The 14,881-nt window shown below is 50.5% G+C and carries 13 protein-coding genes; 3 read left to right on the forward strand and 10 right to left on the reverse strand.

The genetic code is table 11. The features are described 5' to 3' along the window. The 9 genes from ACJHX4_RS05625 to yeiP all read right to left on the reverse strand — a co-directional run bounded on the left by ACJHX4_RS05625 (position 1) and on the right by yeiP (position 10,849). Entirely contained in the window at positions 1-1,026 is a 1,026-nt protein-coding gene (locus ACJHX4_RS05625) for an ABC transporter permease (RefSeq protein WP_000088892.1), read from the reverse strand. Beyond that, positions 1,026-2,120, reverse strand: a complete 1,095-nt coding sequence (locus ACJHX4_RS05630) for a microcin C ABC transporter permease YejB (RefSeq protein ID WP_000501604.1) — start codon at positions 2,118-2,120, stop codon at positions 1,026-1,028. The genes ACJHX4_RS05625 and ACJHX4_RS05630 overlap by 1 nt, the downstream gene beginning before the upstream one ends. Continuing rightward, the gene (locus tag ACJHX4_RS05635; protein WP_001531831.1) at positions 2,121-3,935 is read right to left on the reverse strand and encodes an extracellular solute-binding protein; all 1,815 of its coding nucleotides are present in this window, start codon (positions 3,933-3,935) and stop codon (positions 2,121-2,123) included. Positions 3,936-4,016: 81 nt separating this feature from the next. Then, the gene (locus ACJHX4_RS05640; protein ID WP_000470587.1) at positions 4,017-5,573 is read right to left on the reverse strand and encodes a cyclic di-GMP phosphodiesterase; all 1,557 of its coding nucleotides are present in this window, start codon (positions 5,571-5,573) and stop codon (positions 4,017-4,019) included. Positions 5,574-5,753: 180 nt separating this feature from the next. Then, positions 5,754-6,320 (reverse strand): bifunctional murein DD-endopeptidase/murein LD-carboxypeptidase, encoded by a 567-nt coding sequence (gene mepS / locus ACJHX4_RS05645; RefSeq protein WP_000241011.1) that lies wholly within the window; start codon positions 6,318-6,320, stop codon positions 5,754-5,756. Between the two features lie 411 nt (positions 6,321-6,731). Continuing rightward, positions 6,732-7,445, reverse strand: a complete 714-nt coding sequence (gene lpxT, locus ACJHX4_RS05650) for a Kdo(2)-lipid A phosphotransferase (RefSeq protein ID WP_001296239.1) — start codon at positions 7,443-7,445, stop codon at positions 6,732-6,734. Between the two features lie 38 nt (positions 7,446-7,483). Then, the gene (gene yeiR, locus ACJHX4_RS05655) at positions 7,484-8,470 is read right to left on the reverse strand and encodes a zinc-binding GTPase YeiR (protein ID WP_000198798.1); all 987 of its coding nucleotides are present in this window, start codon (positions 8,468-8,470) and stop codon (positions 7,484-7,486) included. A gap of 117 nt (positions 8,471-8,587) precedes the next feature. Beyond that, positions 8,588-10,054, reverse strand: coding sequence for a mannitol dehydrogenase family protein (locus tag ACJHX4_RS05660; protein WP_001296238.1), 1,467 nt, complete (start codon positions 10,052-10,054; stop codon positions 8,588-8,590). Positions 10,055-10,276: 222 nt separating this feature from the next. Further along, entirely contained in the window at positions 10,277-10,849 is a 573-nt protein-coding gene (gene yeiP, locus ACJHX4_RS05665) for an elongation factor P-like protein YeiP (RefSeq protein ID WP_001136827.1), read from the reverse strand. A gap of 154 nt (positions 10,850-11,003) precedes the next feature. On the opposite strand from yeiP, the gene ACJHX4_RS05670 reads away from it, so the two are divergent. Then, complete coding sequence (locus ACJHX4_RS05670; protein ID WP_001296237.1) at positions 11,004-11,258, forward strand: YkgJ family cysteine cluster protein; 255 nt, start codon at positions 11,004-11,006, stop codon at positions 11,256-11,258. On the opposite strand, the gene setB is transcribed toward ACJHX4_RS05670, so the two are convergent. Continuing rightward, positions 11,255-12,436 carry a sugar efflux transporter SetB gene (gene setB / locus ACJHX4_RS05675; protein ID WP_000552003.1) on the reverse strand — a complete coding sequence of 394 codons (1,182 nt, stop codon included), beginning with the start codon at positions 12,434-12,436 and terminating at the stop codon, positions 11,255-11,257. The two genes, ACJHX4_RS05670 and setB, sit on opposite strands and share 4 nt — an antisense overlap. A 367-nt stretch (positions 12,437-12,803) precedes the next feature. Between setB and fruB the strand changes: the two genes are divergently transcribed. After that, entirely contained in the window at positions 12,804-13,934 is a 1,131-nt protein-coding gene (gene fruB / locus ACJHX4_RS05680) for a fused PTS fructose transporter subunit IIA/HPr protein (RefSeq protein ID WP_000487246.1), read from the forward strand. Next, a complete protein-coding gene (gene fruK, locus ACJHX4_RS05685) occupies positions 13,934-14,872 on the forward strand; it encodes a 1-phosphofructokinase (protein ID WP_000091263.1) in 939 nt (312 codons plus the stop codon). The genes fruB and fruK overlap by 1 nt, the downstream gene beginning before the upstream one ends. Positions 14,873-14,881: the final 9 nt, after the last annotated feature.

Here is a 14,881-nt window from a genome sequence, read left to right on the forward strand (position 1 = left end):
CTACACCGCCTTATTAGGATCAAATGCGTCGCGGACGGCTTCACCAATAAAGATCAGCAAAGACAACAATATCGCCACCGATAAGAAGGCGGTGATCCCAAGCCACGGGGCCTGAAGGTTATTTTTCCCTTGTAACAGGAGTTCGCCGAGTGACGGTGAACCGAGCGGCAGACCGAAGCCGAGGAAATCGAGTGAGGTCAGGGTGGTTATCGAACTACATAAAATAAACGGTAAAAAAGTGAGGGTAGCGACCATGGCATTTGGCAACATATGACGCAGGATGATACTGCGATCGCTGACGCCAAGCGCCTGCGCCGCGCGGATGTAGTCGAAATTACGGGTACGTAAAAACTCCGCCCGCACCACGCCGACCAGACTCATCCAGCCAAACAAGACAGTAATTGCCAGCAGCCACCAGAAGTTAGGCTGTACGACGCTGGAAAGTAAAATAATCAAAAACAGCGTCGGCATCCCCGACCATACTTCAATAAAACGTTGCCCCCAGAGATCGACTTTACCACCGTAATAGCCTTGTAGCGCCCCCGCCAGCACACCCATCACGCTGGAGCAGAGGGTCAGCATCAGGCCAAACAGAACTGAGATCCGCGTGCCATAGAGAATGCGCGCCAGCACATCGCCGCCATTGGCATCCGTTCCCAGCCAGTTTTGCCGGGAGGGTGGAGAAGGGAAGGGCTTATCGGTAGCAAAGTTGATACTGGTAGCACCAAAGCGAATCGGTGCCCACAGTACCCAGCCGTTATTTTCCAGTCGTTGTTTCAGCCACGGGTCCTGATAATCAGCCTGACTTGCCAGCGGGCCGCCAAAATCGCTTTCGCTGTAGTTTTTCAACAACGGGAAATACCAACTGCCGTCATAACGCACCAGCAACGGTTTATCGTTGGCGATAAGTTCAGAACACAAACTCAAACCAAACAAGAGGAGGAAAATCCATAACGACCAGTAGCCGCGACGGTTATGGCGAAAACGCGCCCAACGGGCCTGATTGACGGGGCTGAGTCGCGACATTAACGTCCCTCAAAGTCTATACGCGGATCGACCAGCGTATAGCTGATATCACTGACAATATTCAGCAGCAGGCCAATCAGGGTGAAAATATACAAGGTACCAAACATTACAGGATAATCGCGCGAGACGGTCGCTTCGTAGCCCAGTAAGCCAAGACCATTGAGTGAAAACATCACCTCAATCAGCAGCGAGCCGGTAAAAAACATGCTGATAAACGTCGCCGGAAAACCGGCAATCACCAGCAGCATGGCGTTGCGGAACACATGTTTCCAGAGAATATTTTTTTCACTTACCCCTTTCGCACGTGCCGTCACCACGTATTGCTTACGCACTTCATCAAGGAATGAGTTTTTTGTCAGCATGGTCAGAGCCGCAAAGCCGCCAATCACTGTCGCCAGCACCGGCAGCGTGATATGCCACAGATAATCGGTGATTTTCTGATACCACGGCAGCGAATCAAAGTTAGCGGAAACCAGGCCGCGCAGAGGGAACAGATCGAAATAGCTGCCGCCCGCGAAGAAGACAATCAGCAGGATGGCAAACAAAAAGGCCGGAATGGCGTAGCCGATGATGATAAATGCACTACTCCAGACGTCAAAACGGCTCCCATTATAAACAGCTTTGCGAATGCCTAACGGAATCGACACCAGATAGATAATCAGCGTGCTCCACAATCCGAGGGTGATGGAGACCGGCAGACTGTCTTTAATCAGCGTCAGCACCGAGGCGCTGCGAAAAAGGCTGTCGCCAAAATCAAAACGGATGTAGTCCCAGAGCATTTTGAAGTAACGTTCGTGGATCGGCTTATCGAAACCGTAGCGATGAGTGATCTCGGCGATCACTTCTGGATCTAATCCGCGTCCGCCACGGTAATTACTGTCGCTGATATTGCCGACGCCCGTTTGCGCATGGCTGGCGCGAACACCTTCACCGCCTGCGCCGGGTAATACTCCGGCATTGCCAAACTCAATGGCGGCGATGGCCTGGTCGACCGGACCGCCAGGCGCAATTTGCACGATGAAAAAGTTGATAGTGATAATCGCCCATAGCGTTGGGATCACCAGCAACAGACGGCGGATCAGATAAGCGCCCATCTACTCTCCCTGTTGTCTGGCTGACGGCAGTTTCGTCGCTTTATTAACGTCATACCACCAGGTATCAATACCCAGGCTGTAAACTGGGCGTACAGCGGGTTGGGAGAATTTATCCCACCAGGCGAGACGGTCTTCCGCCATGTACCACATTGGCAGCATGTAATAATTCCACGTTAATACGCGATCCAGTGCTCGTCCCAACGGCAGTAATTTTTCTTTATTTCCCTGCGCGGCAATAATTTGGTTGATCAGCGAGTCGATAACCGGGCTTTGCACGCCGGGGGCATTATAAGTGGAATTGATATATTCCGATGACCAGGAAATCTGTAAATCGGAACTGGGCCACGGCATCGCCCGCCATACGCGCGGCATCATGTCATAGTCGCGACTGCGCATGCGGTTGGTGATTTGCGAGTTATCCACCTTGCGAATGTCCATGTTGATACCCAGCCGTTGCAGGCTGTGCTGGAACGGCAATACCCACTGACTATTGCTGCTTGCGGGAAGCAATAATTCAAAGCTGAGTGGCTGACCTGTTGTGGCATTAACGCGTTGCTGACCCTTCAGCACCCAGCCTGCTTCGTTGAGAAGTTTGTCGGCTTTTAACAGGTTGTCACGATCGTAGCCATCGCCTTTGGATACCGGCGGCTGGTAGATTTGCGTGAAGACTTCTGGCGGTAGATCTTTTTTCATTGGTGCCAGAAGCACCAGTTCCGCGGCGTCGGGGTAATTTCTGGCCGCATATTCGGTATTCTGAAAATAACTGTTCGTGCGACTCCAGGTATTGTAAAACAACGCCTTGTTCATCCATTCAAAGTCAAAGGCGAGAGTGATCGCTTCCCGCACCCGGCGATCGCTGAATACCGGACGTTGGATATTAAACGCCAGCCAGCGCGTATCCTGGGCTGATTCGTTCTTTTGCTCATCTTTGATGATGTATTTTTTATCGAAATTTTTACCGGTATAGCGCGTGGCCCAGTTTTTGGCGTCGTTTTCCATACGCAAATCAAAGGCTCCTGCTTTAAACGCTTCAAAGGCGACATTATCATCGAGGTAATAATCGTAGCGAATGGTGTCGAAATTCCAGCGTCCACGGTTTACCGGTAAGTTTGCTGCCCAGTAATCTTTCACGCGGGAATAGACAATATTTTGCCCCATTTTCCAGGACGTAATGCGGTACGGACCACTGGCAAGCGGAGGCGTGGCGAGCGGGTCGCTAAGTTTGTGATCTTTCCAGTACTTTTCTGGAAATACCGGCAGCGAAAACAGACTCAGCATATCTTCTTTGCCGGGTTTAGCTAACTCAATGCGCACGGTTAACGGCGCAATGGCTTTGACGGTGGTGCCTTTGTAGACCAGACGAAATTGCGGCACGCCTTCGGTCATAAATTTTTGAAAAGTAAACTCTACATCGCGGGCAGTAATGGGCGAACCATCATGAAAACGGGCGCGTGGATTAATAGCGACCTCCACCCAGGAATAATCGTCAGCATAGCGTGCGCTTTCAGCAATCAGCGGGTAATAACTGCCTGGTTCGTCATCGGAAGTCGTAAATAGCGTGTCGTACAGCTGCTCGGTGCGTGCGCCCGGATTGCCGCGCAGTGCATAGCGGTTGAAATTATCGAAGGTGCCGAGGGCAGACAACGTTATTTGCCCACCTTTTGGCGCGGCGGGGTTCACATAATCAAAATGGTTGAAATTAAATGCGTACCGGGGTTCGCCCAGTACTGCAAAGGCATAGCTTTCCTTGATAGCCTGCGCCTGCGCACCAAAGGTGAACAGAGCGATAAACAGCAGCAGTATGCGCACAATCATCTGCAACGGATTTCCTTTTACTCATCATTAGCCGCAATCCGGCATGCTTTCACTATGAATAATAAGGGACGTAAGCACACCTTACCACTGCGGCGTATACGGTTTCTTCAGCCAGCGAACAAAATCGTCCAGCGGTAACGGGCGACTAATCCAGTAGCCTTGCATGAAATTAACGCCGCGTTCGCTTAGCCATCGTGCCTGTTCTGGCGTTTCGACCCCTTCAGCAACTGTCAGCATATTGAGACGTTTCGCCAGCGTCAGCACCGCGTCAAGTACGGGTGAAGTGATCGTTTCCGTACCGATGGCGTTGATAAATCCACGATCAATTTTCAGATAATCGAGCGTAAAACGCTCAAGATAGATAAGCGCGCTGTGCCCGGTGCCGAAGTCATCAATAGCGATTTCTACGCCGACCGAATGCAGCCAGGCGAAGAGTTGTGTGGCTTCTCGCTCTTTCAGCATATCGCGCTCGGTAATTTCCAGCACAATCTGGAAATGGTGTGCGGGCAGGGAAGTGAGCAGTTTCTGGATATCCGCTTTAAAGCTTTCGCTGTGCAAGTGGGCCGGCGCAATGTTAATGCCAAATTTGACGCCTACCGGCAGTACTTTTTCTAATTCTGCGGCATCGCGGGCAATCAACTCAAACAGGTGCTGAGTCAGTGGCACAATCATCTTTTGCGCTTCGGCAAAGTTAATGAAGGCATCCGGGGGTATTTCTCCTGCTACAGGATGCCGCCAGCGTAGCAGTACTTCCAGGCCCGTTACCCGCAAAGCTTGTGTATCAACCACCGGTTGATATACCACGTAAAATTGTTCGCGCTTGATGGCGGTCATGATTTCTCTGCCTGGGCGCATACGCACACTCATCAGGTAATAGCAGAGAAGTCCAACGAAAGTTCCACTCATGCCACCCAGTAAAAATGCGTACCACACATCGTTCCATGTCCAGTCATCTGCATAAAGCCGAACGGTCAGAGGAATGCCCGCAATTTTAGTTTCACGGACCGGCATGTCGGTTAATTCATTAACGTTCATCAAACGTGAAGAAAAGGTAGATAGCGCAGTATTACCAATAATGAGGGCGAGGCCATCGTAATCTTCCTGCCGTGAACTATAAAAGAGTGAAGGCGTCAGGTTGAGATTCAGAGCGGCAAACACGCCGCTATTTTTCAGCAAAGGGTTGCGATACCAGATGACGATTGCGGGTTTGTTCGGCACCATCGGCGTGCCGGGTAAGATCGCCATATCGACGTTTTTATTAATGTCGAGCGCCGGAATCAATTCATTGAGTGGAATGTCCATCTCACCAGTTGCAGATGAACAGAATGTTTTTTTATCTTTTACCAGCACAAACGTACGAACATTCATGCTAAACGCCGCGCGGGCGGTCAGTTCGGGGTTAGCCTGCTGGCAGGTATCTAAGGTCAGCGGCTGGAGCCGGTCAGTAGTGGATTTAAGGTCGGCAAAATAGGTATCGAGATACTTTTGTACGTCGGTAATCAGTGTGTCGTATTTGACTTCGTGCTTATGCCAGGCCACTAAAAACTGAAGGCAGCTCACCAGTATCGCAATCATCACGCCTGCAACAATGCAGGTAAGCAGGAGCTTACGTCCAGAATTGGGAGCGCGTATAAACATGATTCCGTTAATTTCCTGAAATTACGACAACATTTAAAAGATAACAATGACCGGACTATAGCCTGGATCAAGACGCGGAAACATCATTTTCTCTGATGAATGAAAACAAAAAAGCACTGCCTAAGCAGTGCTTTCAGTTAACTCGTCAGGATAGCCAAGGGATTGCATCCAAACGGTTTATTAGCTGCGGCTGAGAACCCGGCGTGCTTCGTTGTAACGCTTCTTCCAGTATGGTTCATTCATGCTGGAAATAATAACACCACTGCTGGTGGAAGCATGGACAAACTGGTTGTTGCCGATATAAATACCGACATGGCGTCCCGTTGAACCGGCACGGAACAGAACTAAATCACCCGTACGCAAATTACTGCGGGAAACAGATTTACCCATTTCCTGCTGTTCATAAGTCGAACGCGGAAGTTCTAAGCCAAATTGCTCACGGAATGTACGCTGTACGAAACCAGAACAATCGATACCTTTTTTAGTGCTGCCGCCCAGACGATAGCGTACGCCTTTCCAGTCAGCATACTGATCCATAATTCGCGATTTTACGTCGACATTACGAACCAGGTTTTCAAATTCATCCTGAGAAGCTTGCAGTGATGATGTTTCACTACCCACTGCACGTGTCTCAGGATGCATATTCTTTGCGGTGTTATTTGCACTACATGCAGAAAGCAGAACCGCTACTGCAATCGCGGGGATCCCGCGCAAGATATATCTCAAAATCGGTTGAGATTTGACCATGTTGTTTGTTTTCCCTTGAAGTCCTTAACGACAAATATCGTTATAAAAAAATGCCAAGCGACACGAGACTAATTACCTGGGCATGTTGAAACAATTCCTTAAGGCCAAATCTGTGGACTAACGCACAAAATTATATGCTGTGAGGATAATCTACCGCCGAGGCAAAACGAGTTCGAGATTACCCGATTGGTGCGGTCTTGGCGAGCGGTTTTACATGATTTTTTATAAGAAAAAGTGATACAGAAAGTTAATCAGCGGGATTGGTCAATTAAAGTACGATTGAGTGAAACGCATGCAATCCATTCATTTACTTAGAGAATGATTTTTGCGCTCGATGGATGAAAGCAGGAGGCGCATCATCAGGATTATCCTCACTATAAAAATAAACCTGATGATGTTAATTACTGTGAGTTATTTGTTTTGGAAATGTTTGTTTTTTCCAGGTAGTGATTTGTCAAAAAAGGTGATTAATCGATCACTTAATGGCGTCAGCAACACCCAGGGCAAACCGATCAATATCACGGTCATGGAACCGACGATGATGTCAGTAAACCAGTGTGCGCCAATCATTACTCTGGGAAACGCAAAAACCACAAAAATAATAAGGGCGATAAGGCCAGCAACTTTGCCGAAATAACGCCACATGAATGCCGAAAAAATAAGCAGCATCATACCGTGATCGCCGGGAAAGCTATCTCGTGAGGCATCTTTCGTGGGAACAGAGAGCAGTTCGCTGACGCGGTTAATATTGGTAAAAGTCAACGTTGGACTGGCCCGTTTTACAGGAATTAATGCCTGACCCAGCTGGTTTAATACCACTGCAGTTAATAGCATGACCAGACCAATAATCACGATACGTCGTCTGCCTGGGGCGTTTTCTTTCAGCCAGAAACTCAGCATCAACATTCCCATCGCCAGCAGTGAACAACCGTCGAAAGCGCGATTGTTGGTCAATGCAACCAGCCACAAAAAGGCCTTACTTTCGACCAGTTTCTGATTAAAGAAATAAAAAATATCCGCATCAATCGGCAACCAGAATCCATGATTAATGGGAATATACCAGGAAAGAAACAGCGCGAGGCCGACAATATTCAACAACACTATTTGCGGCAAATTTTTAATCATATTTTCTCTAATTATCTTACTGAAAAACGCAGGCAACCTTACGCGGTAGTCGCTAAACGAAGCTTCAACAGCGCGCTCTGCAAGGCATTCCAGTCAGCTTCGCTGCTGGAAATCAGCTCAATACGACTGTCCGGTGGCGCAACGTTTTGCGTTTCAATGTGCAGGTCATCGCCCTGACGGTTGATTCGCACCAGCCCTTCGGGAATACGCAGCACGCCTTTGACGCGTTCCACCGGTGCAAGTCGCGCCCATTCCAGAATACCAATGGTGTCGAATACCGTATCAGCGTCGAATATCCAGCCACAGGCCTGATGCCCTTGTCCGCTGTTCAGACTGCGACGCCAGCGTTGATGCTCTGGCAGGCTTAACGCTGCTAACCCTTTTTTCACGCTATGCTGATGAGAATGCGCGGCGCTGGCGGGCAACTCGGCTAAATTGCGACGCGGCAAATCCAGAAGATGACCGTCAATTTTTCCATGCTCGCTGTGAATTAATTGCCGATCGCCACCATTTTGCTGCCACCAGCGCTCTAGCGCTTGCTCACTTTCGGGCGTCGCACGGTCGGATTTATTGGCGACAATAATGTCTGCGGCAGCCAGCTGGTCACGGAAGTTTTCATTGCTGGCGCTTTTTTCGTCCAGCAGCAGGCGTGGATCGAGAATGCACAACGTGGCGCGCAGATCTATCCACGGTTCATAGACTGGCGCGGTTAAGAGATCGAGGATCTGTTTCGGATGGCCCAGCCCGGTCGGCTCTATCAACAAGCGGTCTGGTTTTCCCTGACGCAGTAAGGTATTCAACCCTACCTGCATGGGTAAACCATTAACGCAGCACATGCAACCGCCGGGGATCTCTTTCAGCAGTGCGCCGCTATCGGCGAGCAAAGCACCATCAATTCCGACTTCCCCAAATTCATTAACCAGTACCGCCCATTTTTCGTTGGGATCTTTATGGGCTAACAGATGAAGAATCGACGTAGTTTTCCCGCTGCCGAGAAAACCGGTGATGAGGTTGGTTCTGGTCACAACGGCTCCGCAATACTCTGGTAAGTTAACTGAGCGTTAATCCTGGCTAAAAAAGGCAGAAAAGAGAAGGGGAGAGCGGACGAAGGCGAGCTTCATCCGCTTTAACCGCAGAAATCGTTAAATTTTGAGGGTGTTTAATAGCGCCTGATGCGCGCCGAATTGTGCGATTTGTTGCCAGGCTTGTTCGATGACCTGCACAAAATGCGGGTTATCTGGCAGATCATCACCGAAAATTTCACGCAGGGAAAGCAGGGCGGTTACGCGTTGTTCACTGCTGCTGCCTGCAACAAGTTCACGAATTTTATCGCTAAGCGGATCGCGAACATCAATGGCATTTCCGGCATCATCAACGCCGCTGACGTAACGCATCCAGCCTGCAACGCCTAATGCCAGCAACGACCAGTCCGTTTCGCGCCCCAGATGTATGCGAATACCTGCCAACATGCGTTGCGGTAATTTCTGGCTGCCATCCATCGCGATTTGCCAGGTCTTATGTTTCAGTGCCGGATTAGCAAAACGTGCAATTAACTTATCCGCATATTGTGTTAAATCGACATCTTTAATCCGCAGTGTCGGCGCTTGCTCATCCAGCATTAATGTTCTGGCGGCATGGCGAAATGCGCGATCCTGCATGCAATCACTGATATGGGCGAATCCTGAGAGGTAACCCAGATAAGCGAGAAAAGAGTGGCTGCCATTAAGCATCCGCAGTTTCATCTCTTCCCATGGCAGGACATCATTCACCATTTGTACACCTGCGACTTCCCAGGCAGGACGCCCAGCGACGAAGTTATCTTCAACCACCCACTGGATAAACGGTTCGCAGCTAATCGCGCAGGGATCATTCACCCCCAGATGCTGGCTTATTTCCGCCAGTGATTCGTTTGTTGCAGCCGGAACAATGCGGTCGACCATGGTTCCCGGAAAACTGACGTGTTCTTTTATCCACCCGGCGAGTTCTGGCGAACGTTTTTCTGCCATTCCCAGCACCGCGTTTTTCACCACATGGCCATTGTCGGGAATATTGTCGCAGGAGAGCACGGTAAACGGTGTATGGCCGCGCTCACGGCGGCGTTTCAGTGCTTCGACGAGAATACCTGGCGCGGAGTGAGGTTCTTCAGGGTTTTGTAGATCGTGAATAATACGCGGATTGCTGGTGTCGAGTGCACCGGTGGCCGGGTCAATACAATAGCCTTTTTCGGTAATTGTCAGGGAAACAATTGCCACCTGTGGCTCGCAAAATTTCTCAATAATTGCCGCTAAGGAATCCAGTTTTGCATTCAGACATTCGTGAACGGCACCGACAATTATCGCCTGATTGCCGTCCGCACCTTTCTCCAGCACGGTATATAAATGGTTCTGTGCGCGGAGCTGGCTCATCAGTTGATCGCCGCTGAACAAGCTGATTTCACAGATCCCCCAGTCGCCGCCCTGGGCATTCAGCACACGATCGGTCAGTAATGCCTGATGTGCGCGGTGAAAGGCTCCAAAGCCAAAATGAACGATACGTGATTGCAACTGCTGTCGATCGTAGCGTGGAGCGTGTACATGATGCGGGAGCGTAACGGAGGCGATTGTATTCATAGGAGTCACGTCTTAGTAACGATTAATTAACAATGACAGTGTAAAGTTATATGACAGCAATTGAAATTGGTCTGGATTGTTAATGCGATGAAGTGTGAGGGCGATCAATCAACGAGTGAAAATTGCGGGCGTAAGGTGTTCAGGAAGCGCAAAATAGAAGATTGGTATAATAAATTAAAAAAGGGACAGCCTGAGCTATCCCTTTTCTGCATGCGGCTGAAGTTAGTCAGCACGACCCATATAACGGCGTTCTTCGATATGGATACGAATTTTTTCGCCCGGGCTTAAGTATTCTGGTACCTGAATCACCAGACCAGTGCTCAATGTCGCCGGTTTGTTACGGGCGCTGGCAGATGCCCCTTTGATACCTGGTGCAGTTTCAACGATTTCCAGATCAACGGTCTGCGGCAGCTCAAGCGCCAGCAACTGACCGTCCCAGGTCAGCACCTGCATGTCCGGCATGCCGCCCTCAGGCATAAACAGCAACTCTTCTTCAATCTGATCTTTGGTGAAGGTATACGGGGTATAGTCTTCTTTATCCATAAAGACATATTCGTTGCCATCGACATAGGAGAAGTCAACGTAACGGCGGGTCAGCGTCACGGTGTCAACGATATCATCACCTTTGAAACGCTCTTCTACTTTCAGCCCGGTACGGACATCAGAAAAACGCATTTTGTACAGCGTAGCGGCACCGCGGGCAGTGGGCGACTGAATATCAATGTCCTTAACCAGCAGCAGTTTGCCGTTGTAATTCAGTACCATACCTTTTTTAATTTCGTTCGCTCTTGGCATCGAAAAATTCCTGTAGTCAAAAATGTCAAAAATATCGCGACAAAGTACTCGCGACGGGCCTTTCGGGCAAGTGGTATTCGCACTTTTGCTGGTGCAAAAAAGGTGGTACTGTGCGCGCTCATCAATCCGGTGGTTAACCTTAAGAGAACAACGTATGGAATGCCGTCCGGGTTGCGGGGCGTGTTGCACTGCCCCTTCAATTTCCAGCCCTATTCCCGGTATGCCAGATGGCAAGCCCGCCAATACTCCCTGCATTCAGCTTGATGAACAGCAACGCTGTAAAATTTTCACCTCGCCACTGCGACCGAAAGTCTGTGCAGGCTTACAAGCCAGCGCTGAAATGTGCGGTAACTCGCGTCAGCAGGCCATGATCTGGCTTATCGATCTGGAAATGTTGACCGCGCCTTAAACATCTTTAATTCGCAGTAAGCAAAACAGAGTGGCGATAATCATCACCATCGCAAACCAGAACACAGCGTGATAATTCCAGATCTCGGCGACGATGCCCGCCACTGATCCTGCGATGATCCAGCCCACGCGCGAAGTGTTGGTATAGAGCGTGGTGGCTGAACCTGCCTGACCGGGCATCAAATCCTGAAAATAGAGCATCCCGATGCCGCCAAGAATGCCAATAAAAATAGCATTTAGCAGCTGCAAGCCCAACAGAATGACAGGTGAATGCGCCATCAGCATTCCTGCGTAAAAACAGACGCCACCCACGGCAGCAACGCGCATTAAGAAGCGCTTACCCAGACGTTTGGCAAAATATCCGGCGATCAACATGGTCGGGATTTCCAGCCCGGCGGCGGTCCCCATCATCACACCGGCCAGTTTCTCGGGAAGATGCAGTTCGTTGATAATAAATAGCGGCATGTTGATGATGTACAGGCTGTTCGAGCCCCACATCAATGTACAAATGACAAACAGCAGCAACGTATCGCGACGGTTACGGCGCGGCGCTTCAACCGTGCCGGTCGCCAGCGGAAGCTCTTTTTGCATCGACGGCAAAAACAGCCACACCATCACGCCGCAAACAATAAACGCTACCGCTGCGCTCAGATACATTACCGTAAAGCTGAAACCCATCGCTAAGGCATAAGCCAGCGGTGGGCCAATGACCCATGCCAGTGAAACCTGAGCGCGTAAAAAAGAGCTGAACATCACCGCCTCACGTCCGGTTTTGTCAGCATGTTCACGGGCAAGGGCAAACATTTGCGGGTTAGCGGTCGAGCCAAAGCTGCTAAGAAAGACGCCAACGAATAGCAAAACAAAGTAGTTGCGATTCCAGGCAAAAAGGGTGCAGGCCAGCACGCCTAACAGGCAGCAAAAGACAATCAGCGATTTGCGATCGCCGCGCTTATCAGAGCGCCCGGCGAGAAACTGACTCACCAGAATCCCAATGACAGCGCTGCCGGTAAAGAAGAATCCCACCATCGCCGGACGGGCATGTACTTCATCAGTAAGAAAAATACTGAGTGTCGGGGTTTGCAGAGCGCCCGCAATACCGGTGAGAAAGGCAACGATTAAAAACGCCGTCGAGGTCAGGTCAAACGATTTCGCGCTGGTGACTGTGGGGGAGTTATGCATGCTGGTCGATCACTGGAAGAGGAAGACGCGGAGTTTACGCTGCTTGTCAGAAAATAAACAGACAGCGAAATCAAAAGCGCCACGAATAATCAAAATGCCATTTCACTGTTGCTGATTGGCTGCTGACACTGCTGAAATGAAATTGCTGATAACGGATTTTCCCATCAGCAATTAGGAAAAATGACAAAAAATTGTGCAGCACATCAAACTTTTGCTCATAACTTTACGGCTTTCCTTGCGCGCTGAAACAGAAGTATTATGCTTCCTTGAAACGTTTCAGCGCGATCTTGTCTTTAACCCTAAGCCAGGTTGGCGCTTTTTTTCTCATAGAAGCTGAATCGTTTCAATTCAGCAAGAGAGGAGAACTATGTTCCAGTTATCTGTACAGGACATCCATCCGGGCGAAAAGGCCGGAGACAAAGAAGAGGCGATTCGCCAGGTCGCTGCGGCGCTGGTGCAGGCCGGTAATGTAGCTGAAGGCTACGTCAATGGCATGCTGGCGCGCGAACAGCAAACCTCAACGTTCCTCGGCAATGGTATTGCTATTCCACACGGCACTACCGACACCCGCGATCAGGTGCTGAAAACCGGCGTTCAGGTATTTCAGTTCCCGGAAGGCGTCACCTGGGGGGACGGCCAGGTAGCGTACGTGGCGATCGGTATTGCTGCCAGCTCGGATGAACATCTGGGCCTGCTACGCCAGCTGACCCACGTACTGAGCGATGATTCCGTTGCTGAACAACTGAAGTCAGCAACAACAGCAGAAGAACTTCGCGCATTGCTGATGGGCGAAAAGCAGAGTGAGCAGCTGAAGCTCGACAACGAAATGCTGACGCTGGATATCGTCGCCAGCGATCTGCTGACTCTTCAGGCGCTGAACGCTGCGCGTCTGAAAGAAGCGGGGGCAGTTGACGCCACTTTCGTCACCAAAGCCATCAATGAACAACCGCTGAACCTCGGACAGGGTATCTGGCTGAGCGATAGCGCCGAAGGCAATCTGCGTAGCGCGATTGCGGTAAGCCGTGCGGCAAATGCTTTTGATGTGGACGGCGAAACGGCAGCCATGCTGGTGAGTGTGGCAATGAATGACGATCAGCCCATCGCGGTTCTTAAGCGTCTCGCTGATTTGTTGCTCGATAATAAAGCTGACCGCTTGCTGAAAGCGGATGCGGCAACGTTGCTGGCGCTGCTGACCAGCGATGATGCGCCGACCGACGACGTGTTAAGCGCGGAGTTTGTGGTGCGCAATGAACACGGCCTGCATGCTCGTCCAGGTACCATGCTGGTCAATACCATTAAACAATTTAACAGTGATATTACCGTGACAAACCTTGATGGCACCGGCAAACCGGCAAACGGACGTAGTCTGATGAAAGTTGTGGCACTTGGCGTTAAGAAAGGTCATCGCCTACGCTTTACCGCCCAGGGTGCAGATGCTGAACAGGCGCTGAAAGCCATTGGCGACGCTATCGCTGCTGGTCTTGGGGAGGGCGCATAATGAGCAGACGTGTTGCTACGATCACCCTTAATCCGGCTTATGACCTTGTTGGTTTCTGCCCGGAAATTGAACGCGGCGAAGTGAACCTGGTGAAAACCACCGGTCTGCATGCGGCGGGTAAAGGCATCAACGTGGCCAAAGTATTAAAAGACCTGGGAATTGATGTCACCGTTGGCGGCTTCCTGGGTAAAGACAATCAGGATGGTTTTCAGCAACTGTTCAGCGAGCTGGGCATTGCCAACCGTTTCCAGGTTGTACAGGGGCGCACCCGAATTAACGTTAAGCTGACGGAAAAAGACGGCGAAGTGACCGACTTCAACTTCTCGGGTTTTGAAGTTACCCCCGCCGACTGGGAACGCTTTGTGACTGATTCTCTGAGCTGGCTCGGTCAGTTCGATATGGTCTGTGTCAGCGGAAGCTTACCGTCAGGCGTCAGCCCGGAAGCGTTCACCGACTGGATGACTCGCCTGCGTAGTCAGTGTCCTTGCATTATCTTTGATAGTAGCCGTGAAGCGTTAGTAGCAGGTTTGAAAGCGGCACCGTGGCTGGTGAAACCTAACCGCCGCGAGCTGGAAATCTGGGCAGGCCGTAAACTGCCTGAAATGAAAGATGTGATTGAAGCTGCACATGCGCTACGTGAACAAGGTATTGCGCATGTTGTTATTTCACTGGGTGCCGAAGGCGCGCTTTGGGTTAATGCCTCCGGCGAATGGATCGCCAAACCACCGTCAGTCGATGTCGTAAGCACCGTTGGCGCAGGGGATTCTATGGTTGGTGGCCTGATTTATGGCTTGCTGATGCGTGAATCCAGTGAACACACACTGCGTCTGGCGACAGCTGTTGCAGCCCTGGCGGTAAGTCAAAGCAATGTGGGTATTACCGATCGTCCGCAGTTGGCCGCAATGATGGCGCGCGTCGACTTACAACCTTTTAACTGACAGCAGGAG

The organism is Escherichia sp. WS2035, from assembly GCF_046487065.1.
Classification (GTDB): Bacteria; Pseudomonadota; Gammaproteobacteria; order Enterobacterales; family Enterobacteriaceae; genus Escherichia; species Escherichia coli.